Below are 24226 nucleotides of genomic sequence, written 5' to 3' on the forward strand. Positions count from 1 at the left end.
CGAGATGACCGTCCGCCGCAACGCGACTAGTGTCGACTCATGACGTCGCCGAAGGCGGGTGAGTCCGTGCCGCCGTCCCCCGGTGAGCAGCCGGACGATCCGAACACCTCTCCCCAGACCCCTCAGCCGGACACCTCGACCGGCGCCGCCGACACCCCGTCGGGCGAGGACGCAGGCGGCCGCTCGGTGGAGCTACCGGCCGACCCCGCGCACACCGATGTCCTCGTCGAGCCCGAGCCGGAACCCATCCCCGTGTGGCCGGGGACTCCATTCCCGCTCGGCGCGACCTATGACGGTGTGGGAACCAACTTTTCACTGTTCTCCGAGGTCGCCGAGGCAGTCGAGCTGTGTCTGATCGATCGGGACGGCAAGGAGCGTCGCATCCGCCTCGAGGAGGTGGACGGTTACTGCTGGCACTGCTATCTCCCCAACATCGGTCCCGGGCAGTTCTACGGCTTCCGCGTCTACGGCCCGTATGACCCCTCGCAGGGACTCCGCTGCGACCCGAGCAAGCTCCTGCTCGACCCGTACGGCAAGGCATTCCACGGGGAGTTCGACGGCGACGCCTCGCTGTTCTCCTACCCGTTGCCGACGCCTCCCGACGAGAACGACTCCGACGGTTCACCCGAGGACGGCACGGCCGAGTCCGCCGCACCCGGCCAGGACCCGGCCGAGGGCAGCCCGGAGGTCGACGCCGACCCGGACGGCGGGGACGATTCCGCCGGCACTGCCGGGCAGGACGGCGCCGCGGATTCCGCAACGGACGCCGCAGAGCCGTCCGGCGACGTCCCCGAACCCGCCCAGCCGCAGGAGGCCCCCGAACCCGAGCCGAATCCGATGCCCCAGCTGGACTCGCTCGGTCACACGATGCTGTCGGTGGTCATCAACCCGTACTTCGACTGGCAGAACGATCGCGCTCCCAACCGTCCGTACCACCAGACCGTGATCTACGAAGCCCACGTCAAGGGCATGACCGCCACGCATCCCGGCATACCCGAGCACCTGCGCGGCACGTACGCGGGACTGTGCCACCCCGTGATCATCGAGCATCTCCAGTCCCTCGGGATCACCGCCATCGAGCTCATGCCGGTCCACCAGTTCATGCAGGACTTCGTGCTGCGCGACAAGGGACTCCGGAACTACTGGGGCTACAACACCTTCGGGTTCCTGGCACCCCACATCGAATACTCGTCGAACCCGGACCAGCCGGCCAGCGCGGTCACCGAGTTCAAGGCGATGGTGCGCGAGTTCCACAACGCGGGCATCGAAGTCATCCTCGATGTGGTCTACAACCACACCGCCGAGGGCAACCATCTGGGTCCGACCGTGTCGTTCCGCGGCATCGACAACGCGGCCTATTACCGTCTCGTCGACGGCGAACCCGAGATGTACATGGACTACACGGGAACCGGTAACAGCCTCAACGGTCGTCACCCGCACACGCTGCAGCTCATCATGGATTCGCTGCGGTACTGGATCCTCGAGATGCATGTCGACGGTTTCCGATTCGATCTCGCCTCGACGCTCGCTCGCGAGCTGCACGACGTCGACCGATTGTCAGCGTTCTTCGATCTGGTGCAACAGGATCCGGTCGTCAGCCAGGTCAAGCTCATCGCCGAGCCGTGGGACGTCGGCGAGGGCGGTTACCAGGTCGGCAACTTCCCCCCGCTGTGGACCGAGTGGAACGGCAAGTACCGCGACACCATGCGCGACTACTGGCGCGGTGAACCGTCGACGCTGGGTGAGTTCGCCTCGCGGTTGACCGGGTCGTCGGATCTGTACGAGGCCACCGGGCGACGCCCGCTCGCCAGCATCAACTTCGTCATCGCACACGACGGTTTCACCTTGCGGGACCTGGTGTCCTACAACGAGAAACACAATGCGGCCAACGGCGAGGACAATCGGGACGGCGAAAGCCACAACCGGTCCTGGAACTGCGGGGTCGAGGGGCCGACCGACGATCCGGAGATCAACGCGCTGCGGGCACGCCAGCAACGCAACGTCCTGGCGACGCTGTTCCTTTCCCAGGGCACCCCCATGCTCGCGCACGGTGACGAGATCGGCCGTACGCAGCAGGGCAACAACAACGTCTACTGCCAGGACTCCGAACTGTCCTGGATGGACTGGACCCTGGCCGAGGAGAACGCCGACCTGCTCGAGTTCACCCGCAAGGCCATCGCGCTGCGCACCCACCACCCGGTGTTCCGCCGGCGGAAGTTCTTCGGCGGCAAGCCGATCCGATGGGGCGACCAGGCTCTCGACATCGCATGGCTGACCCCTGCCGGCGAGGAGATGACCGCCGAGGACTGGGACAGCGGGTTCGGCAAGAGCCTCGCGGTCTTCCTGAACGGGAACGGCCTCGGTGAGAAGGACGAACGCGGCGAACCGGTCGTCGACGATTCGTTCTTCATCTGCTTCAACGCCCACTACGAGGACCTCGAGTTCGCCCTGCCGCCGGAGTGGTACGGCACCGAGTGGGTCGGCGAGCTCGACACCACCCATCCCACCGGCGAGACCGAACTGACCGCGGAGGCGGGACAGGCCGTCTCTGTAGGCGGACGCTCGGTGTTGGTCTTGCGAAAGACGTCCTGACCAGATGACCACGCGCCCGGAGCCGCGAGCGACCTACCGTCTTCAACTGCACAGCGACTTCGACTTCGCCGATGCCGCCGCCGTACTCGACCATCTCGTCGAACTCGGGGTGAGTCACGTCTACCTCTCCCCGATCGGCACGGCGTCGGCCGGATCGACGCACGGGTACGACTGGCTGCCTCCACCCGCGGTCGCACCCGCACTCGGTGGCCTCGACGGGCTGCGGGAACTGCGGGCCGCGGCGACCGCCCGCGGACTCGGCCTGATCATCGACATCGTGCCGAACCACACCGGGGTCGCCGACGCCCTCGCCAACCCGTGGTTCGCCGATCTCCTTCGCCACGGCCGGGATTCGGAGTACGCCACCTACTTCGACGTCGACTTCACCGACGACAACGGGGTGGGCGGCAAGATCGCCCTGCCCGTCGTGGCCGCCGACGGCGATCTGAGTCCTCTCGAGATCGACGCCGACGGGCATCTCCGCTACTACGACCACGCGTTCCCGGTCGCACCGGGCACCGGTGACGGCACCGCGGTGCAGGTGCACGACCGCCAGCACTATCGGCTCGTTCCCTGGAACAGCGGACTCATCGGCTACCGCCGGTTCTTCACGGTCAACGAGCTCGCCGGACTCCGTCAAGAGGTCCCCGAGGTGTACGACGCGACCCACGGCTGGCTCCGCGATCTACTCGACGCCGACCTCATCGACGGGGTCCGTGTGGACCACCCGGACGGCCTCTGGGATCCCCAGGACTACCTACGACGCCTGCGGGCCGATGTCGGGGACGACCGCCTGCTCTACATCGAGAAGATCCTCGGCCCCGATGAGCCCCTCGAGCCGACTCTGCCGGTGGAGGGAACAACCGGGTACGACCAGATGCGGATCATCGACGCGCTGTTCGTCGCACCGTCCGGGGTGATGCAGCTGACCGAACTGCACGAGCGGATCACCGGCGAGACCGGTGACGGGCGATGGATCGAGGCCGCCGAGCACCAGCGCAAGCTCACGACGCTGCGCGAGTCCTTCCCGACCGAGCTCAGGCGACTCGTCCGCGCCGTCGCCGACTCCGACCCCTCGGCCGATCGAGACGACATCGCCGCGGCCTGCGCCGAACTGATCGCCGCACTCGGCGTGTACCGAGCCGACTATCCGTCGTTGCGGCCGCGACTGGTGGCCGTCGCCACCCGGATCGCCGACCAGAACCCCGAGCTCAGCGCGGCGCTGGACCTCATCGTCCGCGCGACTGCGGTTCCCGGCGCCGCCACCTCGCGACTCGCGCAGACATGCGGTGCGGTGACCGCGAAGAGCGTCGAGGACAGCCTGTTCTACCGCACGGCGCGCCTCGTGTCCGCACAAGAAGTCGGAGGCGACCCGGCGAACCCGATCCTGTCGATCCGAGAGTTCCACCAGCACTACACCGAACGCGCCGAACACTGGCCGCTCGCCATGACCGCGTCGTCGACCCACGACACCAAACGCGGCGAAGACGTGCGCGCCCGTATCGCGGTTCTCTCACAGGTTCCCGACCGGTGGTCGCGACTCGTCGAGACGGTGTGGCGCGACACCGACATCCCCGACGACTTCACCTGTTATTTCCTGCTACAGAACGTCTTCGGGGTCTGGCCCGCCGACGGGGAGATCACCGACGAGTTGCGTGACAGGCTCGTCGAGTACGCCCGCAAAGCCACACGCGAAGCCGGTCTGCGCACCACGTGGACCGATGTCGACGAGGACTTCGAGACCGCGGTGCACACGTGGATCGATCAGGTCACGACAGGTCCCGTCGCGGCCGAGGTCACCGAACTCGTCCGGCGTGTGACATCGGCTTGGGAGCAAGAAGCCCTCGCACGCAAGGCGATAGCCATCCTGGCTCCCGGGGTGCCCGACATCTACCAGGGCACCGAGTGGTGGGAGGACTCACTCGTCGACCCGGACAATCGACGACCGGTGGATTTCGGCCGGTCCCTCGACCATCCGAAATCGCACCTCGTCCGGTCGGCGCTGACGACCCGCGCCGCCCATCCGGACGCGTTCGGTACCGCGGGCACCTACCGCGGGCTGGACGCCGACGGCCCGGCATCCGATCACGTGATCGCCTTCGCTCGGGGCACCGCCGACGCGGCGACGGTGGTGACGATCACCGCCCGCTACACCCACAGCCTCGACGCCGCCTCGGCGGGCGCGACGACGATCGGGTTGCCCGCCGGATCGCGGTGGCGCGACGTGCGAACGGGCGCGGTCCACGACGGAACCGTCGACCTGGCCACCGCCCGGCAGACGCATCCGGTGGCGATTCTCGTGCGGGACTGAGCACAGCCCCCCCGACAGACCCCTCGACAGACGAACTCACGCACCACCCATCGGCGGTGCGTGAGTTCGTCGGTCCGGGGCGAACGAGTCCGTCAGCCGGCGGGTGCAGGCGCGGGCTGCGGTGCCTGCTGCGGAGCTTGTGGCTGCTGCGGCGCCGGCGCGCCCCCGCCCGGCAGTGATTGCGATGGGTCGATCTGACCGCTGGGGCTACCCGGAGGGCCGTCGACCTTCGACACCAACCATTTGCCGTCCTCCTTGCTCAGATCCAGTCGGAACACCATCAGACTGGTACCGCCGTTGGGCAACTTGGAGCTACGACCGGTGACCTCCGCCATCACCACCGTCTTGGCGGTGTCGGCCGCCATGGCCTCGACCGCGACGACGCTGATCGTCGACGACACCTCGATGTTCAACGACTCGACGTTGGCCTCGGTGTCGGCACGCTCCTGTTCGAGACGATCACGCAGCTCGCCCGTCGACAGCGGACCCAGGAGTTCCTTGGAATTGCCGGCGTTCGCGGCGTTGAGCGTGGTGACGAGCTTGGTGACGAAGTCCGCCGACGCCGTCTTCGAGTCGGCGAACGCGTCCGCCTCGCGCTGGAGATCGTAGGCGCGCCAGCCCAGGAATCCGACGAGGGCGACCAGTGCGATCGCCAGTACCGCCGCGAGAAGCTTCTTGATGCCGTTCCCGGTGACCGTGAAGGAGAACTCACGACGATCCGAGTCGGGGCCCTTGCCCTTACCCTTGTCCGAGCCCTTGCCCGAGCCCTTGTCCGACAGCGCCGTTCGCGACTCGCCCGAATCGTCGTCCGCGGCCGGCTTCGACAAACCCACTGCCGATCCGGAACGACGCGCGGACTTGCCGCGCGGAGCCGCCCCGGTGTCGGTCGTGCCGGTGCCGGTCGTGCCGGTATCGGTCGTGCCGGTGTCGTCGGCGTTCGAGCTCTCCGTCCCCGAACCGGTGTCGGTCTCGGGCGCCACGGCGTCGGCCTCCTTCGCGGGCTTCGATGTCACGTCAGGGTCATTCCGGTCAGTCATCTACAGGTCACACAACTTGTCTGTCGTCTGGTGCCGAACGGCGGTCACTTGTCGAGTGGCACGGTGCGCGCGTTCGGGTCGTAACCCGGAGGCGGCCCCGCGGTGTCGTCACCCGGCGGTCGCGGAGCGTTGGCCGAACCACGGATCTGCTGACGCGGATCCTCGGTCACACAGTACAGATTCGTCGGAATGGTGAGTTCGAGGATCTGGGTGGGCCGACGGGGGGTCACCGGGTAGTTGCAGCTCGGCCGCGGGTACACCGATGCCAGTGCCCACCAGGCGCCGTCGTGGAACATGGTGAGGCTCTTGATGCTCGCGTCCCGGATGGCCGGCATGAGCGTGGCCAGCGCCGGTGCCCGGAGCGCGCCCTGCTGAGCGATGTCGACGAACTGCTTGGTGACGTCGGTGACCGGATCGGTGAGCTGGTTGATCGAACCGGCGAGACTCGTGAACTGGGACGGCCCGCGGTCGAGGAGGGTCCGCAGTTCCTTGTCCGATGCCGCCGCCGAGTTGACCAGGCTGCTCAGCCCCGCCACGGTGTCACCGAGGTCCGGCTGGATCTGCGCTGTCGTCTTGAAGATCGTGCCCGCGTTCTGGATGAACTTGGTGGTCTCGGGCAGCGCCGTGTAGAGGTCGGCGAAGATCGTTCCGCCGGAGTCGAAGATCACCGACAGGTCGTTGGTGCCGTCCTCGGAGTACAGCGCGATCTTCAGATTGTCCACGGCCGAGCGGAGTTTCGCCGGGTCGATCTGGTTGATGAGTTCGAGTGAGGATTCCAGCAGCTGGGAGAACGGAACGGTCACCTCGGTCTGCTCGGCCCTGATGACGTCGCCGTCCTTCAGGTAGGGACCGTCGGAGGTCGGCGGCTGGAAGTCGACGTACTGTTCACCGGCCGCGGACAGACCGAGCGCCGCGACGACGGCGTCCCGGTTGATCTTGTACCGGTCGTCGACCGACACCCGGACCTTGACCGAGTCGGGTTGCACCTGAATCGAATCCACGTCGCCGACCCGGGCACCGCGGAGGGTGACCCCCGAGGTCTCCTGCAGGCCACCGGAGATGGGGAACTCGATGGTCAGCGAGTACTTGTCGGCAAACGGCTGCCATCGAAGGACGCCGAGGGCGAGGTACGCCAGGCCGACCACCATCACCAGCACCAGGGCGATGTTGCCCACGAGCACCGAATTCCTGCGCAGGACGCCGAACAGGCCGCTCATCCGCAACACCCCCTCGTCCCAGTGATCCGCGCCAGGATGCGGGTGAGCGTCTGCTGCAGCGCCGCCGACGCCTCGTCGACGTCCTGGACCTCGGGAAGTCTGCTGGCCGAGTCGAATCCGACGCCCGGGGTCAGCCAGTAGACCTTCGCCGACACCGCGGCCGCGCTACCCGGGGTCGACTTGACCCACTTCGGCGTGAGCGTGTGCAGGTTGTCGGCAAGAGACCCGAGCGGGCCCGCGGCCTGCCGTAGGCCGGCCATCACCGTCGAGAGATGTCCCAGCATCTCGACGAGGTTGTCCTGGTCGGTGTCGAGGAAGTCATTGGTGGCCGCCGTGACCTGCTGGGTCTTGTCCAGGGTGGTCAGGATCGTGCCGATCTGACCGTTGAGCGCCTCGAGCGCGGGGCCGAGCTTGTTGATCGACGCCATGATCTGCGCCCGCCCGTCGGCCAGCTGCCCGGTGAGGACGCGGGTACTCGCCAGGGAGCGATCGACCGCGGCCGAACTCTGATTGAGCTTCCGGATGCCGGTCGTGAGGCCGCGGATGGCGCCGTTCAGGTCGGACGGGTTGGTCGACACCGCACTGCTCAGCTCGGTGAGGATCACGGTGAGCGAGTTCAGTGAGCCGCTGTCCACCACGCCACTCATGCTGATCAGCAGGTCCTCGACCGTCGCGGCGGCCGAGGTCGGGCCGGTGAGCGTGTCGCCGTCGACCATGTAGCCGTCCCGGGCCTCGATGGCGGGCATCAGCGCCACGAAGACGTCACCCAGCGGAGTCGCCTGGCGCAACTCGGCGCCGGTGCCCACCGGGAGCTTGGTCTTCTTGCTGACCTTCATCGTGACGATGGCCGTGTAATCCTTGGCGACGAGATCGGTGACCTGACCGACGTCGGTGCCGTTCAACTTGACCTTGGCCTGCGCGGGCAGGTTCAACGCGTTGTCGAACTTGGCTTTCAGGGTGATCGAGTCGCCGATCCCGCCCGGGGCGGGCAGCGGGATGTCCTCGACCGTCAGGCTCGGGAGCACACCACAACCGGTGAGACCCATGAGAGCGGCGACCAGCAGCGCGAGTACGCCGCCGCGCCGCGCGCGGTGCCGTCGCGAACCGGACGCACCCGGCCGCGTGTCCAGGGCTTCCCTGGTGACCACTCTCATTTCGTCAGCTCCAGCATGGCCGAGTAGATACCGAGGTCGGGACCGAAATCCTTCAGCTTGCCCGTGCGACAGCCATCCTTCTGGAGGTTGATCGCCTCGCAGAACTCGGCCAGCAACTCGTTGTCGACCAGAGACTTGTCGAGCAACGCCTGTGCACGCCAGGCGCCCTGCTCGGCCGAGATCGAATTGCTGAGGTTCTGGAACAGCAACGGACCCACGTCGATGGTCTCCACCACCTGGCGCGAGTAATCGCTGAGATTGGCGGTGAGTGCCGCGAGCCGGTCGAACGACACGGAGATGGTGTTCGTGTTGTTCTGCAGGAACGCGGTGGTGTTGAGCAGTGTCTGGTTCAGGTTGCGCAGGGTCGCGAGAAGACCTGGCGACTGGGCACCCAGCAGCTCGGACACCTGGTTGATGGACCGGGAGAACTCGGTCATCTTCGGGTAGTTCTGCACGAGCTTGGTGGTCAGGGCCTCGATGGTCTCGATGATGTCGACGAGGGCGTCACTGTTGCCGGCGACGACATCGGAGGCGGAACCGAGTTCGTCGAGTGCGGCCCGGATCTCCTCGCCGTTGCCCGTCGCGATTCCCGAGGTGATGTCGATCATCTCCGCAAGCGGCCCCGGACCGCCGCCCTGTCCCTTGAGGGCGACCACCAGACCGTCGATGGCGTCGAACAGTTCGCCCACGGACACCGGGCTCTTGGTCTCCTTGAGCACCGCGCCGTCGGTGAGCTTCGGCCCACCCTGATAGGCGGGAGAGAGTTCGACGTGGCGGGTGGTGACGATCGAGGTGTTCACGATCGCCGCCGTCGCGTCCGCCGGCACGGGGACCTCGTCGTCGATCGTCATGGTCACCTTGACCCGTTCGCCCTGGGGTTCCACGGCGGTCACCTGGCCGACCGGCATGCCGAGGACGGCGACGTCGTTGGTGACATACAGTCCGGCCACGTTCTCGAAGTAGGCCGTGACCTCGATCGCCTGACCGACAGCCGCTTTCCAGCTGCCGGGGATCATCGAGCAACCCGACAGTCCCAGGATGCCGAGCAATGCGACGCCCACCAGCATGACCGGTCGCCGTGCTCCGTTGGCGCGCACAGTGTTTCGTGAAGTCAGCATCCGTCCACCACCCGGGCGAGGCACAACCAGTTGTCGGGGAAGATCCCCCAGGGCAGGTAACCGTTGGCATACGGACCGTCGCCGATCACGTTGTTCGTCAGGCGTGCGGTCACCGGCAGGATCTCCAGCAGCTTGCGCAGGTTGTTGCGGTTCTTCTCGAGGCCCTGGGTGATCGTGTTGAGGTTGGCCATCAGCGGCGCGAACTGATTCGCGTTCTCGCCGGCGACCGCGCTCGCCTGCTCGGTGAGTTCGGCGATACCGTCGAGCATGCGGGTCACGAGATCCTCACGGGCGACGATCTTCTGGGTGAGATCGCGACCCTGGCCGACGATGATCGCGAGCTGGGCTTGATTGTCGTTGACGATGTTGGTGATCGTCTTGGTGTCGGTGATCAGCTGATTGATCTGGTCTTTGCGATTGGTGATGACCTTCGACATCTGCGTCAGGGCCTCGAACGTGGGCTCGGTGATCGCGGGAACGCCGGCCAACTGCCGGTTCAACGTCCGGATGCTCTCGGAGAGAGTCTTGTCGTCGATACCGGTGAGGATCGGTGCGCCCTCCTCGATGGTGCGTTGCAGATCGTAGGGCACGGCGGTCTTGCCGATGTGCCCGTCGGGTGCCTCTTCGGGCGAATCCCCCAGCGAGACATCGATGTAACGCTGGCCGAGGAGCGTCGACATCTTGATCTCCGCCGACCCGTCGGCGGTGACCCGTACGTCGCTGTCGACCTTCATCGTGATCGCCACGTGGTCGCCCGCCAGTTCCGTGTCGGTGACCTCCCCGACGTCGATGCCGGCAACTCGCACCTTGTCACCCGGCCGGATTCCCCCGGCCTGGGCGAAGTCACCCGTGAGCGTCTTCTTGCCCAGGTGCGCGCCGGCGAGCGCGGTGACGCCCAGCAACAGGGCGACGATGACGACGGCACCGATCAGACCGAACCACACCCGCCGGTTGTCTCGGAAACTCCTACGGAACCAGCTCATCGGCACACCACCGAGTGATTCGTGCCGCCGATCTTGTTGAAGATCCCGGGCGGCAGGAGCACGTCGCCGATGGCGATGTCCAGATCGCATGCGTAGATGTTCAAATATGCACCCTCACCGAGCACGAGCGGGAAGTGACCGAGGAAGACCGGGGCGTCGACGGCCATCCGGTCGAGTTTGGCGCCGTTCTGGATCAGCGTCTTGGTCGCCAGCCTGCCGTCGGTCGCGGCGTCGGCGAGGCTCTGCCGGCTGCGGCTGAGAACGTCGGCGAAACCGCTTGCCGTGCGCCCGATGTCGGATACCGCACTGCCGAAGGCCGCCGAGTTGGAGTTGAGGTTGGCGATCAGCGCGGACATGGATTCGATGACCGTGCCGAGTTGCCCGCCCTGACGGGACAGGTCGCGCATGACCGAACTCAGGTTGTTGATGATCGCCCCCAGGACGACGTCGCGATTGGCCGTGTCTTCCGCGAGACGGCCCACCTCCGCGACCGTGTAGCTCAGCGACACCGAGTTGCCCTGGAACGCCTCGAGCAGGCCCTGCGACAACGCATTCACCTGTTCGGGGGTGAGCGTCTCGAACACCGGCTGGAAGCCGGCGAGCAGCTTGGTGACGTCGAACGAGTCCTCGGAGGGCAGTTCGAGGGTGGCCCCGGGGTCCAGCGGCCGGCTGTCGCGCCCCTCGACCAGCGTGAGGTTGAGGTACCGCTGGCCGATCAGGTTCTGGTAGCGGATCGCGGCGCGGGTGTTGGTGAAGACCGTCTGGTCGTTCTGTACCTCGAAGGTGACACGCGCGCGGCCGTCGTCGAGGTCGATCTTGTCGACGCGCCCGACACGGACGCCCGCCATGCGGACGTCGTCGCCGGTGGCCAATCCCGACGCGTCGCCGAAGAAGGTGGTGTAACTGTTGGTCGTCCCCGACACCGAACGTTGCAGCGTCGAGAAGATCACATAGGTCACCAGCAACGCGGCGATGCCGAAGATGGTGAACCCGATCAGCGGTTTGCGGATCGAGTCTGAGGCCGCGCTCATCGTCCCCCTCCCTGGCCGACGGTGGTCTTCCGGGGACCGTCGGCGGCGTCGCGAACCTCGAGCGACTGCACCAGCGGTCCGAGCATGATGGTGTCCGCGGCCGACGGCGTACGGCGCAGCACCGCGCCGAGCGTCTTGTTGTCCGCGTCGGTGGTCACGTTGCCGACCGGCTTGTTGCGGCGCATCCCGTCGGACGGGTAGATCGCCAGCGGGCCCGACATCGTCGGTCCCGTGCCGGTTCCCGGACCCACACATCCGGGTCCGCGGAGGGTGCCGTACGGGCCGCCGTCATAGACCGGGCAGTTCTGGCGCGTGTAGCGCTCGAACGCACCGAAGCTGACACCGGCATTGAGTGTCACATGCCCGTTGACACCGGTGAACACCGTCAGCACACGCGCGGCGAGATTGTTCAGCGCGATGATGGCCTGCGGCAACGAGTTCGGTTCGAGCACGAGTGCACCCAGCATCCGGTTGAGATCGGTGACGAGGCGCTGACCCCCGTTGCCGCTGCGGGCGAACAGCAACTGGGTCTGATCGAGCATCCCCTGGCTGGCAGTGAGCACCGCGGTCAGATCGCGCTGCTTCTCGGCGATGGTCACCGCCGGGATCACGCTGCGCCCGAGTGTGTCGAGCAGCTGCGGAGCCGACTGCGACAGACCCTGCATCGCGTTGTCGAAGTTGTCGAACCCCGGAGGCGCCCCGGGCGGGAACTGGTTGTTGATCGAGTCGAAGTAGGTCCGCAGCACTCCCACGAAGGAGCCGAACACCGAGCCGCCGCCCTTCAACGCGTCGGCGATGGTCCCGAGAACCTGGGCCAGTTCCTCCGGCGGCACCGCGTCGAGTATCTGCTTGAGCTCGTTCTGCGCATCCTGCAGCTTGATCGTCTCGAGCGAGGTGTCGGCCGCGATCACGTCGCCGGCGGCGAGCCGGTCACCGTTGACCTCAGCGGGCGCGACGAGTTCGACGGAGTTGACGCCGAACAGGTTCGACGGGACCGTGCGCGCGGTCACCGCGGCCGGGATGCCGTCGGCCTGTGCGGGCTCGATGTCGATGCCGACCGCTTTGGTCACGTTCGCGGCATCGGTCTGGGCCGCACCGTCGACGGCGATGGACTTGACCGTCCCGACGATCAGACCGTTGAAGCGGACGTCGGCACCGGTGGCGAGTCCGTCGCCGACGTCGACCAGGTCTGCGGTCACGGCCACTGTCTTGCTGAAGGTCCCCTGGTACCGCATGAACAGCAGGACGAAGATCACCAGCAGCACCAAGAGGAATGCGACGCCGCGCAGAACGTATTGCAGCAGCGAGGGATTGCGCCCGTCGGTCGCGATGTTCACGGTCTCCCCCTCATCCTGAGATCTTGATCCCGGGCGACGTGCCCCAGAACACCAGTGTCATGACCAGATTCGCGAACACGATCACGATGATCGCCAGGCGGATCGCGTGTCCCGCAGCGACTCCCACTCCCTCGGGCCCCCCTGAGGCGAAGTAACCGTAGTAGCACTGGATGAACGTCGTCAGCAGGACGAAGACGATCACCTTGATGAACGAGAACAACATGTCCCACGAGACGAGGAACTGGTTGAAGTAGTAGAGGTAGGTGCCCTCACCCTGGCCGCTCTGCACCATGAACATGAACTGGCAGGCGAGGTAGTTCGCGGCCAGCGACACCGAGTAGAGCGGGACGATCGCCAGGACCGCGGCACACATCCGGGTGGTGACGAGGTACGGCAGCGGCCGGATCGCGATCGCTTCGAGCGCGTCGATCTCCTCGGCGATCCGCATCGACCCGAGCTGTGCGGTGAAGCGGCACCCCGACTGCGCGGTGAACGCCGTTGCGGCGAGCAGGGGCGCGATCTCGCGGGTCGTCGCGAACGCCGACAGACCGCCGGTCACCGGCGACATGCCCAGCAGGTTGAGCGCGGTGTACCCCTCGATGCCCACGGTGGCGCCACCCATGACCCCGAGGATCACCATGACGCCGACCGTGCCGCCGCCCACGACGATGGCACCGTTACCCCAGGCCACGTCTGCGAGCAGGCGCCAGACCTCTTTGCTGTAGTGACGGAAGGCCATCGGAACCGCGCCGATGGAGCGGACCAGGAACGTGATGAGGTGCCCCATCGCCGCGAGCGCGTCGCGCGGACCGCGATACACCGACTTCGCGGCCTCGAGCGGTCGCAGGGCCGGTGGTACATACCGAGACGCGGCCATCTCACACCACCTTCGCCGGGAACAGGATCGTGAACAGCTGCGTCAAGATGACGTTCACGGTGAAGAGCAACAGGACCGAGTTGACGACCGCAGCATTGACCGAGTTGGCCACCCCCGCTGGTCCGCCCTTGGTCGAGAGGCCGCGATCGCAGGCGACGATCGCCACGATCGCGCCGAATATCACCGCTTTGGCCAGTGCGAACATGAGGTCGGCGGTGGTCGCGAAGGACGCAAAGGTACCCGTGTAACTGCCTGGCGTGCCGCCCTGGAAGTACACGTTGAAGACGTAGCCGGTGATGAAGCCGACGAAGCAGACGAAACCGCAGAGCAGGAAGCTGACGACCATGGTCGCGAGCAGACGCGGCGAGATCAGGCGTTCGATGGGGTTGACGCCCATCACGCGCATGGCATCGATCTCGTCGCGGATGGTGCGCGAACCGAGGTCGGCGGCGATGGCCGACCCGACGGCGCCGGCGAGCAACAGGGAGGTGACCAGGGGCGCGCCCTGGCGGATGACGCCCAGACCGGTGGCCGCGCCCGAGAACGACGTCGCGCCGACCTGACCGGCGATGTTGGACACCTGGATCGACACGATCACACCGATCGGAATGGCGACGAGCAGCGTCGGGAACACCGACGTGCTGGCCATGAAAGCGCACTGACGAACGAACTCTCCGAAGGGGAAGCGTCGCTTCGCGAGGTCCACGAACAGCGTCCGGAACACCTCGACGAACATGCCCAGCTGGCGTCCGAACGTGTCGAACGACGCCACGACGTGGCCGTTGAACCACGACCGCACCGCACCCGGTCTCTTGCGACCGACCTCCTCGTTCTCCGAGGTGACTGCGTTTGTGCTCAATCCCTACCCTTGCGTCTCGGCTAACCCGTTCACCGGCCGTCAGGTCTCGACGGCGCGCGTCCATTCGAACTCGCGTCATCGTTTCCGCAGAACTGCGTCGCGTGCCCCCCGCGGGCTAAGCGTCGCGGGTAACGTACCTCATTTCCGTGGTGCGATTGTGTCCGGCCTCACAGTAGCGCTCGACTGCACTGTCCCGAGGTTCGACATACCTTGCTTGATGTGACGAATCCCCCGACCGCTACCGCTGATGACCAGAGCACAATAACTTGGGCGAGCGACCAACGGGAACAAAACCTACCACTTCGTTCCATTGCGACTCCGTTCCGGTCGCCGCGCACTCTGCACGAGGTACGCGTGTGGGCACCGAATGCGCAGGTCGTGGAGCTCGTCGTCGAGCCGGACGGGCCCGGCACGCCGCGAGAATCCGTGCCCATGTCGGCCGAGCCCGGCGGGTGGTGGCGGGTCGACGCGGGCGCCGCGCTCACCGCCGGGCCCGACGCCCGATACGGCTTCTCGGTAGACGGCGGCCCGGCGCGCCCGGACCCGCGCTCGGTGCGGCAGCCCGAGGGCGTCCACGAACTCTCGGCGCTGTTCACCGTGGACGACTCGTTCTGGCATGACGGCGACTGGGCGGGGCGCGACATCCGGGGTTCGGTGGTCTACGAGCTACACCTCGGCACGTTCACCCCCGACGGAACGCTCGATTCCGCGATCGAGCGCCTCGACCATCTGGTCGGGCTCGGGGTCGACTTCGTCGAACTGATGCCGGTCAACGCGTTCAACGGAGTGCACAACTGGGGATACGACGGGGTCGATTGGTATGCGGTGCAGGAGACCTACGGCGGACCTGCGGCGCTGGCGCGCTTCGTCGACGCCTGCCACGGAAAGGGACTCGGCGTCGTTCTCGACGTCGTCTACAACCATCTCGGACCGTCGGGCAACTACCTGCCCGACTTCGGCCCCTACCTGAGCCAGGGTGTGACGTCCTGGGGATCGTCGGTGAATCTGTCCGATCCGGATTCCGACGAGGTGCGCGCTTTCATCACCGGCACCGCGCTGAGGTGGTTCACCGAGTTCCACGTCGACGCCCTGCGTCTCGATGCCGTCCACGCACTCGTCGACCACCGGGCGGTCCACATCCTCGAAGAGCTGGCAGCGGCGACCGACGCCCTCTCGGCCCAACTCGGACGGCCGCTCTCACTGATCGCCGAGAGCGATCTCAACGATCCGCGAATGATACTGCCTCGCACGGTGAACGGTCTGGGGTTGACCGCACAGTGGGATGACGACATCCACCACGCGATCCACACCCTGGTGTCGGGCGAGCGGCAGGGGTACTACAGCGACTTCGGGAGCTTCGAGTGTCTCGCCAAGGTCCTCACGGGGGGCTTCTTCCACGACGGCACCTATTCGTCGTTCCGGCGTCGGTGCCACGGCCGGCCGATTCCGACCGACGTCGTCCCCGCGTCGGCGCTGCTGGCGTACACCTGCAACCACGACCAGGTCGGCAATCGCGCGATCGGCGACCGGCCGAGCGCCTATCTCGACGGCGGACAGCTCGCCATCAAGGCCGCACTGGTCCTGTTGTCCCCCTTCACCCCCATGCTGTTCATGGGCGAGGAATGGGGCGCGGCGACGCCGTTCCAGTTCTTCACCTCCCACCCGGAACCGGAGCTGGGCCGCGCGACGGCGGAGGGACGCAAGTCCGAGTTCGCCGAACACGGTTGGGACAGTGACGATGTGCCCGATCCGCAGGATCCGGAGACGTTCGAGCGGTCGACACTCGACTGGACCGAACCCGACGAGCCCGCCCACGCGCGCCTCCTCGACTTCTATCGAACCCTGATCGCGCTGCGCAGATCCGAACCGGCTCTGCATGATCCGCGCTTCGCATCGGTGTCGGTCGACTTCGACGAGAACGCCGGGTGGTTCACGATGGAACGCGGGGACTGGTCGGTCGTGTGCGTTCCCGGTGCGGCAGCGGTCTCGGTGCCGGTCGCAATGGATGTCCGACTGTCGTGGGACGCAGTGGAATCGGCGGACGGCCGACTCGAGTCGCCGGGCCACAACGTGATCATCGGGGTACGCACCGAGACCGTCTCATAGCCCGAAGCCGCGGTGACCGCGGCTTCGGGCTATGGATGTGCGGGTGGGGTCAGACGGCGTCGCCGCCGTCGATGCTGCCGAAGTCGCCGACCTCGACGTTGCCCTCGTCGTCGACGGCGGTGTCGAAGGTGCCGTCGGCATCGGTGTCGGCGACGGCGATGTCGGTGTATCCGTCGGCGTCGGTGTCGGCTTCGATGATGTCGATCTCACCGTCGGCGTTGGTGTCGTAGGCGATGGAGTCGGCCTGGCCGTCGCCGTCGGTGTCGAGGACGGCGTCGGTGGTGCCGTCGCCGTCGACGTCGGTGAGTGCGGCGTCGACGATGCCGTCGCCATCGGTGTCGACGAGAACGGCGTCGGCGGGGATCTCGGTGCTCATGGTGTGTCCTTCCAAGTGGTGTGGTGCTTCTGGGCGGTTCATGTACTTGGAGGCGGCACCGGGCCGGAATGTTCCCGGGTCGGCAGGAGTCGTTCGAGCGGCCGACATGGCGGGGCTGAGCGTAGTGGTGTCGGGGTATCCCCCGGCACCACCGACCTCAGGTCAGGTACTCGTACGCCGGGGAACCCGGTTCCAGCCGCTCGCAATGGAGTCGCGAGCGGTCCATGCGCTCCATGAGACCCCCGAGACCGTCCCGATGGCCGAGCTCGACGCCGACGAGTGCGGCGCCGGTCTCGCGGTTGTTGCGCTTGACGTACTCGAACATCGTGACGTCGTCGTCGGGACCGAGGACCTCGTCGAGGAACCGGCGCAGGGCGCCGGGCTCCTGCGGGAAGTCGACGAGGAAGTAGTGCTTGAGGCCACGATGCACAAGCGAGCGCTCGATGATCTCGCCGTACCGGGAGACGTCGTTGTTGCCACCGGAGATCAGACAGACCACCGCGGCGTCGTCGGGCAGCTGCAGTTTGTCGAGGGCGGCGATCGCGAGCGCGCCCGCGGGCTCGGCGATGATGCCCTCGTTCTGGTAGAGCTCCAGCATCGCCGAACAGATCGCTCCCTCGTCGACGTGCATGATGTGCGCGGAACCCGATGCGGGCGAGAAGGATTCGTCCGGCAGGATGCGTGTCGCGGGTGTCGAGGTGATCTGGGACAGCACGGGATGGTCGCTGACCGTGGCATCCAGCTGCGCGAGCACCCGATGTCCGATGGTGCCGATCCGTTTGACCGCGGCACCGTCGACGAAGGGGTCGATCTCGTCCAGGGTGACCGGTCCGCCGTTGACCAGCGCGGCGCTCAACGACACCGCGCCGGTCGGTTCGACGCCGATGATGGTGACGTCATCGGACAACCCGCGGAAATACGTTGCCATCCCGGCCAGACATCCGCCGCCGCCCACCGGCGCGACGACGACGTCGGGGACGCGGCCCATCTGCGTGACGATCTCGTGGGCGATCGTGCCCTGGCCGGCCGCGGTACGCGGGTCGTCGAAGGCGTGTATCCACGCCGAACCCGTCCGGATCACGTCGTCCTGCGCAGCGGCGGCAGCGGCGTCATAGGTCTCCCCGACCGCCTTCAGTTCGACGAACTCGCCTCCGTGCCAGAGGATTCGGTCCCGCTTCTGCTTGGGGGTGGTGGTCGGCACATAGATCCGGCCGGGAACCTTCATGCTGCGACACGCAAAGGCCACGCCCTGTGCGTGGTTGCCGGCGCTCGCCGCGACCACCCCACGCGACAGTTCCGCCGCCGACAGTTGCGCCATCACGTTGTAGGCGCCGCGCAGCTTGTACGAGCGGACGGCCTGAAGATCCTCCCGTTTCAGGAAGATGTCGGCACCCACGTCGGCCGACAGCCGGGGGCACGGTTCCAGCGGAGTACGGGCCACGGCATCGGCGATGCGGATCGACGCGGCTTCGATCGCGTCTACCGACAGGGCCTGCTGATGAACCGGGACGTGGTGCGTACTCACGCCTGCCATGGTCTCACTGTCGACGCCCGATCCGTCGGCGCGGGTTACCCCGACGGTCGTCAGCGGGCGATATCGATACCCCGAAGCCGCCTCCTGCACCACTGCGCAGGCGTAACACTGGACGGGCGCGTGTGAAAGTGCGCAGAACGGGAACCATACGGCCGTAGTTCCGCCAACTCACCCGGGAGCAGCCCATGACAGCTCAACGTCCCACCCGATCTCGTCACCGATTCTTGCCCGGCCACCGACGCCCTCCACTCGGGGCGCGGCGCCTGTCGCGACTGGCCGCCGCCGGCGCCGCCGTTGCACTGACACTCGGACTCGCCGCGGCGGTCGACCCCGCGCCGGCCTCCGCGGCCCCGGTCTGTCCCGGGGCCGGACAACCGGCACGACTCGTCGGGTCCGTTCCGGGGGCCGCCCTCGAAGGTCTGACGGTCGATGCGGGCGGCCGCCTGTACACCACCGATCTCGTGTCCGGCCGCGTGTACCGGCTCGCCGGCCCCGGCGCGCCGGCCGTACCCATCGCACGCGTCCCCGGCGGCAGCGGCGCCGGGGCCCTCGCCTGGACCCCGGGCGGCACACTGCTCGTCGGGTACGGCGCGGACCCGCGGGTCTTCGTCGGCGATGCCCTGCGCCATGCTTCGATCGCGCGACTCGACATCACCACTCGCGCGCTGCGACCGTGGGTGTCGGGACTGTCCGCGGCCAACGGAATGGACGTCTCCGCGCGAGGAAATGTCTACGCCACCAACGACTTCGGCAATCTCATCGGACGGGTGGCACCGAACGGCGCAGTCCAGGCCGCGTGGGGGGCGCTGCCGAGCGCCAACGGGGCCGTGCTCGGTCGGGGCGACGGATGGCTCTACGTCTCGCGAACCTTCGTCAACCCCGGAGTCAGCCGGATCTCGACCGCGAACCCTCGCATCGTGCAGAGCCTGCTCGGGGTGGGCGCGCCGTCGACCCCGGACGGACTGACCCTGGATTCGCGTGACCGCCCGATCGTGCCCTTCAACGCCACCGGCGAGGTCGTCCGCGTCACGTCGCCCGGTCGCTACTGCGTTCTCGCGACAGGACTACCGACGTCGAGCGTGGTGTCCTACGGACGCGGAAACCGCGGCTTCTCGGCAGGACGGCTCTTCCGGGCGGGATTCGACGGACGGATCTACGAGATCCCCGGCGGATTCGACGCCGGCGCGACCGCGGCCTTCCCGGGGAGGTAACGCTCCCCCCACCAGACCGCGAGGACCACGACACCGGTCACCCAGGCCGTGACCTGGGGCGACCCGAGGAAGACCAGTCCGAACACCGCCGCCACAAGGCCCGCGACGACCGCGTGGGCCTTGTGCGCGGGCCACCTCACGCCGAGAACCTCGACGGTGCGTGCCGCACGCGGCGCAGGGCGACAAGGGTTGACGTCGATCAGTGTCGTCATCGCGAAACCACTCCCAAGCCGGTCGCCGTACAGGACGTGACGTCGAGTATAGCGCCTGACGAAGGAAAATGTTCGGGGGCCCGAACTTGTGGTGTCGGCAGACCGCGGTCAGCTCAGACAGCTGGGTCCGAGCAGTGCTTTCAGGTCGCCCATGAGAGCCGAGCTCGGCGCCACTCGCAGTGACTCCGTGAGTTTCAGCTGAGTCTGGCGCTTGTCGCTCACCAAGGTGACATGGACGTCGGCCATCCCCGGATGACGGGTCAGCACCTGCTTGAGCGCCTGGACCCGGTCAGGCGTGCAGAGCCGGGCCGAAAGGGTCAGCGCCACCGGTTTGGTCGCCCCGGCCGTCTCGAGGTCGGGCACCGCCAGGTCGTTCGCGCTGATCATCATGCTGTCTTCGCGCAGGTTCACCCGAGCCTTGATCAGAACGATGTTGTCGGCGACGATGTCCATCCCGTACGCGACATATGCCCGCGGGAAGAAGTAGACCTCGACACCACCGACCATGTCCTCCAGGGTGACCGCGGCCCAGGGTTCACCCTTCTTGTTCACGCGCCGGGTCACCGAGGAGATGATGCCGCCGATCGTGATCTGCGCGCCGTCGGCGACGTTCCCCTCGAGGAGCGTCGTGATGGAGGTGTCGGTATGCGCTGCGATCGCGTGTTCGACGCCGCTCAGCGGGTGGCCGGACACATAGAGCCCCAGCATCTCTCGCTCGATCGCGAGCTTGTGCTTGGTGTCCCACTCCTCTTCGGGAACCTTGACGGCGAACACCTCGGCCAGCCCCGGATCGGCAGCGTCGTCGTCGCCGGCTCCGCCGAACAGATCGAACTGCCCGATCGCCTCGGCCTTCTTGGTGCCGATGACCGATTCGACGGCCTCACCGTGGATCAGGAACAGGCCCTTGCGCGGATGACCGAGCGAGTCGAAGGCGCCCGCCTTGATCAGCGACTCCGTCACCTTCTTGTTGCAGGCGGTCACGTCGATCTTGCCCAGGTAGTCGGAGAAGTTGGTGAACTTCCCCTTCTCCTCACGCGCGGCGATGATCGACCCGACGACACCGGACCCGACGTTGCGGATCGCGGCGAGACCGAACCGGATGTCGGCGCCCACGGCCGCGAAGTTGCGCTGCGACTCGTTGACGTCGGGCGGCAGGACGGTGATGCCGAGCTTGCGGCAGTCGGCGAGGTAGATCGCCGCCTTGTCCTTGTCGTCACCGACCGAGGTCAGCAGGCCGGCCATGTACTCGGCGGGATAGTTGGCCTTGAGGTAGGCGGTCCAGAACGACACCAGGCCGTACCCGGCGGCGTGCGATTTGTTGAACGCGTAACCGGCGAACGGCAGCACGGTGTCCCACAGCGCGGTGATCGCGGCCTGCGAGAAACCGTTGTTGCGCATGCCCTCCGCGAAGCCGTCGTAGGCCTCGTCGAGGATCTCTTTCTTCTTCTTGCCCATCGCGCGTCGGAGCAGGTCGGCCTGTCCGAGCGAGTACCCGGCGACCTTCTGGGCGATCTGCATGATCTGCTCTTGGTAGACGATCAGGCCGTAGGTCTCGGAGAGGATCTCCTTGAGCGGTTCCTCCAGCTCCGGATGGATCGGCCGGATGTCCTGCAGACCGTTCTTGCGCTTGGCGTAGTCGGTGTGTGCGTTCACACCCATGGGACCGGGACGGTACAGCGCGAGGACGGCGACGATGTCCTCGAACCCGGTGGGCTGCATCATCTTCAGGAGTTCGCGCATCGCCGCGCCGTCGAGCTGGAACACGCCGAGGGTGTCTCCGCGGGCGAGGAGCTCGTAGGTCTTGGGGTCTTCGAGGGGCAGCGCGTCGAGGTCGAGGTCGATGCCCCGGTTGAGCTTGATGTTCTCGAGCGCGTCACCGATGACGGTGAGGTTGCGCAGACCGAGGAAGTCCATCTTCAGCAGGCCGATGGCCTCGCACGACGGGTAGTCCCAGCCGGTGATGATGGCGCCGTCCTGCGCGCGCTTCCACACCGGGATGGCATCGGTGAGCGGTTCCGACGACATGATGACCGCGCAGGCGTGCACGCCCGCGTTGCGGATCAGGCCTTCCAGGCCGATCGCGGTGTCGTAGATCTTCTTGACGTCCGGGTCGGTCTCGATGAGTGTGCGGACCTCGGTGGCCTCGTTGTACCGCTCGTGCTCGGGGTTGGTGATGCCCCAGACCGGGATGTCCTTGGCCATGATGGGCGGCGGCAGGGCCTTGGTGATGCGGTCGGCGATCGCAAAGCCCGGCTGTCCGAACTGGACACGGGCCGAGTCCTTGATCGCGGCCTTGGTCTTGATGGTGCCGAAGGTGATGACCTGGGCGACCTTGTCGCTGCCCCACCGATCGGTGGCGTACCGCACCATCTCGCCGCGCCGACGGTCGTCGAAGTCGATGTCGATGTCGGGCATCGACACACGTTCGGGGTTGAGGAACCGCTCGAACAGGAGTCCGTGCGGGATGGGGTCGATGTTGGTGATGCCCAGGGCCCAGGCGACCAGCGAACCGGCGGCCGAGCCACGACCCGGTCCGACGCGGATGCCCACCTCGAGCGCATGGCGGATGAGGTCGCCGACCACCAGGAAGTACGCCGGGAACCCCATCTGGATGATGACGTCGAGTTCGTAGTTGGCGCGCTGCAGGTATTCCTCGGGTACCTCGGTGCCGGCGAACCGCCGCTCGGCGAGTCCCTTCGCGACCTCCTTGCGCAGGAAGGTCTGCTGGGTCTCGCCGTCGGGCACCGGGAAGACCGGCATCCGGTCGCGGTGGGTGAAGACCTCTTTGTAGGACTGGACGCGCTCGCCGATCTCGAGGGTGTTGTCGCACGCCCCGGGGACGATCGAATCCCACTGCTCGCGCATCTCGGCCGCGGACTTCAGGTAGTAGCCGTCACCGTCGAACTTGAACCGGGTCGGGTCGGAGAGGGTCTTGCCGGTCTGCACACACAGCAGCGCCTCGTGCGCCGCGGCGTGCTCCTTGGTGACGTAGTGGCAGTCGTTGGTGACGATGGGCTTGATGCCGAGCTTGCGGCCGATGTCGAGCAGACCGTCGCGCACGCGCCGCTCGATCTCGAGGCCGTGCTCCATCAACTCGAGATAGAAGTTGTCCTTGCCGAAGATCTCCTGCCACTTCGCCGCGGCCTCGAGAGCTTCACGATCGTGCCCGAGCCGGAGCCGCGTCTGCACCTCACCGGACGGGCAGCCCGTCGTCGCGATGATCCCCTCGGCATGCTCGGCGATCAGGTCCACGTCCATCCGCGACCACTTGCCGAGCTGTCCCTCGATCGACGCCAGCGACGACAGCTTGAACAGGTTGCGCAGGCCGGTCGCGTTCTCGGCGACCATCGTCATGTGCGTGTACGCACCCGAACCGGAGACGTCGTCGCTCTTCTGCTCGCGGGTACCCCACTGGATGCGTTTGGTGTCGAACCGCGAGCCCGGGGCGATGTAGGCCTCGATGCCGATGATCGGCTTGATGTCGTTCTTGACGGCGGTGTTGTAGAACTCGCTCGCGCCGAACATGTTTCCGTGGTCGGTCATGCCGATCGCGGTCATCCCCAGCCGTTTGGCCTCGGCGAACAACGGGGACACCTTGGCCGCACCGTCGAGCATGGAGTACTCGGTGTGGTTGTGCAGGTGTACAAACGAGTCCGTCACTGTGCCTCTTCTGGGGGTGCGAGTCGGGGGTGCGAGTCGGGGGATGCGTTCAGTCGGTGAGGGGTCTGCCGGGTCCGAGTCGGGCTCCACTTTAGGCGCGTCCACCGACACCTCCCCGGTGCCACTCCGCACCGTGACGGATGTGACGGCTGTGGTATCGGCGGCGGGCCCCATCCGGCCTACAGCGCCACCAGCAGGACGACGATCAGGATCACCGCCACCAGGGCCACGACGGCCAGGATCACGGGCAATCGGTTCCCCGTGCCGCCTGTCGGCTCGGTGCCGTGGACCGCATCCATCGAACGCCCGCCCGGTGCGGGATGACCCGTACCGGGCGACAGGGGCCGGCCCGCGACCTGACGGGGGACGCCACCGCTCGACGGCTCCGCGCGGAACCGATCGGCACGCGGCTGGGTGGCCCGGAGGTGATCGTTGCTCTGGCGCACCGGGTTCGACGGGGGGTGCTGCCATACCGCCGGATCGGCGCCGGTCGTCGGCCGTACGGTCCGCGATCGCGGCGGCCCGGGCGTCGGGTCGGCGGGCCGATGCGGCCGGGGTGGCGGGGGCGCGGAATTCGGGACCTTCGGGATCGGGGGCTTCGGGTTCGGGGG

Annotated in this window: 17 protein-coding genes and 1 pseudogene; 4 read left to right on the plus strand and 14 right to left on the minus strand. The window is 67.0% G+C overall.

Annotated features, from left to right (window positions below; translation table 11 throughout):
- Nucleotides 1-39: 39 nt before the first annotated feature.
- Nucleotides 40-2592 (plus strand): glycogen debranching protein GlgX, encoded by a 2553-nt coding sequence (gene glgX / locus MAY35_RS12800; protein ID WP_238421667.1) that lies wholly within the window; start codon nucleotides 40-42, stop codon nucleotides 2590-2592.
- 4 nt (nucleotides 2593-2596) lie between these two features.
- Nucleotides 2597-4903 carry a malto-oligosyltrehalose synthase gene (gene treY / locus MAY35_RS12805; protein WP_238421668.1) on the plus strand — a complete coding sequence of 769 codons (2307 nt, stop codon included), beginning with the start codon at nucleotides 2597-2599 and terminating at the stop codon, nucleotides 4901-4903.
- Nucleotides 4904-4995: 92 nt separating this feature from the next.
- On the opposite strand, the gene MAY35_RS12810 is transcribed toward treY, so the two are convergent.
- The 9 genes from MAY35_RS12810 to MAY35_RS12850 are packed head-to-tail and all read right to left on the minus strand — an operon-like array spanning nucleotide 4996 to nucleotide 14516.
- Nucleotides 4996-5940, minus strand: a complete 945-nt coding sequence (locus MAY35_RS12810) for a hypothetical protein (protein ID WP_238421669.1) — start codon at nucleotides 5938-5940, stop codon at nucleotides 4996-4998.
- Between the two features lie 44 nt (nucleotides 5941-5984).
- Nucleotides 5985-7157, minus strand: a complete 1173-nt coding sequence (locus MAY35_RS12815) for an MlaD family protein (protein WP_238421670.1) — start codon at nucleotides 7155-7157, stop codon at nucleotides 5985-5987.
- The gene (locus tag MAY35_RS12820; RefSeq protein WP_238421671.1) at nucleotides 7154-8311 is read right to left on the minus strand and encodes an MlaD family protein; all 1158 of its coding nucleotides are present in this window, start codon (nucleotides 8309-8311) and stop codon (nucleotides 7154-7156) included. The genes MAY35_RS12815 and MAY35_RS12820 overlap by 4 nt, the downstream gene beginning before the upstream one ends.
- Nucleotides 8308-9429: an MCE family protein gene (locus MAY35_RS12825; RefSeq protein WP_238421672.1), complete on the minus strand. Its 1122-nt coding sequence runs from the start codon at nucleotides 9427-9429 to the stop codon at nucleotides 8308-8310. Before MAY35_RS12825 ends, MAY35_RS12820 begins: the two co-directional genes overlap by 4 nt.
- Nucleotides 9423-10412, minus strand: a complete 990-nt coding sequence (locus tag MAY35_RS12830) for an MCE family protein (protein WP_238421673.1) — start codon at nucleotides 10410-10412, stop codon at nucleotides 9423-9425. The genes MAY35_RS12825 and MAY35_RS12830 overlap by 7 nt, the downstream gene beginning before the upstream one ends.
- On the minus strand, nucleotides 10409-11443 hold the full coding sequence (locus tag MAY35_RS12835) for an MCE family protein (protein ID WP_238421674.1): 1035 nt from the start codon (nucleotides 11441-11443) through the stop codon (nucleotides 10409-10411). Before MAY35_RS12835 ends, MAY35_RS12830 begins: the two co-directional genes overlap by 4 nt.
- Nucleotides 11440-12780 (minus strand): MlaD family protein, encoded by a 1341-nt coding sequence (locus MAY35_RS12840; protein ID WP_238421675.1) that lies wholly within the window; start codon nucleotides 12778-12780, stop codon nucleotides 11440-11442. The genes MAY35_RS12835 and MAY35_RS12840 overlap by 4 nt, the downstream gene beginning before the upstream one ends.
- Nucleotides 12781-12790: 10 nt before the next feature.
- Nucleotides 12791-13657, minus strand: a complete 867-nt coding sequence (locus MAY35_RS12845; RefSeq protein WP_238421676.1) for an ABC transporter permease — start codon at nucleotides 13655-13657, stop codon at nucleotides 12791-12793.
- Between the two features lies 1 nt (nucleotide 13658).
- Nucleotides 13659-14516, minus strand: coding sequence for an ABC transporter permease (locus MAY35_RS12850; RefSeq protein ID WP_238421677.1), 858 nt, complete (start codon nucleotides 14514-14516; stop codon nucleotides 13659-13661).
- A 354-nt stretch (nucleotides 14517-14870) separates the two neighbouring features.
- Here MAY35_RS12850 and treZ point away from each other — a divergent pair, with 354 nt between their 5' ends.
- A complete protein-coding gene (treZ, locus tag MAY35_RS12855) occupies nucleotides 14871-16622 on the plus strand; it encodes a malto-oligosyltrehalose trehalohydrolase (RefSeq protein ID WP_238421678.1) in 1752 nt (583 codons plus the stop codon).
- Between the two features lie 49 nt (nucleotides 16623-16671).
- On the opposite strand, the gene MAY35_RS12860 is transcribed toward treZ, so the two are convergent.
- Both MAY35_RS12860 and ilvA read right to left on the minus strand, forming a co-directional pair.
- Complete coding sequence (locus tag MAY35_RS12860; protein ID WP_238421540.1) at nucleotides 16672-16998, minus strand: hypothetical protein; 327 nt, start codon at nucleotides 16996-16998, stop codon at nucleotides 16672-16674.
- A gap of 157 nt (nucleotides 16999-17155) precedes the next feature.
- A complete protein-coding gene (gene ilvA / locus MAY35_RS12865; protein WP_238421679.1) occupies nucleotides 17156-18532 on the minus strand; it encodes a threonine ammonia-lyase IlvA in 1377 nt (458 codons plus the stop codon).
- A 299-nt stretch (nucleotides 18533-18831) separates the two neighbouring features.
- Between ilvA and MAY35_RS12870 the strand changes: the two genes are divergently transcribed.
- On the plus strand, nucleotides 18832-19743 hold the full coding sequence (locus tag MAY35_RS12870) for an SMP-30/gluconolactonase/LRE family protein (protein WP_238421692.1): 912 nt from the start codon (nucleotides 18832-18834) through the stop codon (nucleotides 19741-19743).
- Here MAY35_RS12870 and MAY35_RS12875 read toward each other — a convergent pair.
- The 3 genes and pseudogenes from MAY35_RS12875 to MAY35_RS12885 form a co-directional block, all read right to left on the minus strand.
- Entirely contained in the window at nucleotides 19686-19955 is a 270-nt protein-coding gene (locus tag MAY35_RS12875; RefSeq protein ID WP_238421680.1) for a hypothetical protein, read from the minus strand. The genes MAY35_RS12870 and MAY35_RS12875 overlap by 58 nt on opposite strands.
- Nucleotides 19956-20063: 108 nt before the next feature.
- Nucleotides 20064-23615 (minus strand): DNA polymerase III subunit alpha, encoded by a 3552-nt coding sequence (gene dnaE, locus MAY35_RS12880; RefSeq protein WP_238421681.1) that lies wholly within the window; start codon nucleotides 23613-23615, stop codon nucleotides 20064-20066.
- Between the two features lie 179 nt (nucleotides 23616-23794).
- Nucleotides 23795-24226, minus strand: a pseudogene (locus MAY35_RS12885) (serine/threonine protein kinase); the annotation flags it as partial.

It is taken from the genome of Gordonia sp. 'Campus' (assembly GCF_022206305.1).
GTDB lineage: Bacteria > Actinomycetota > Actinomycetes > Mycobacteriales > Mycobacteriaceae > Gordonia.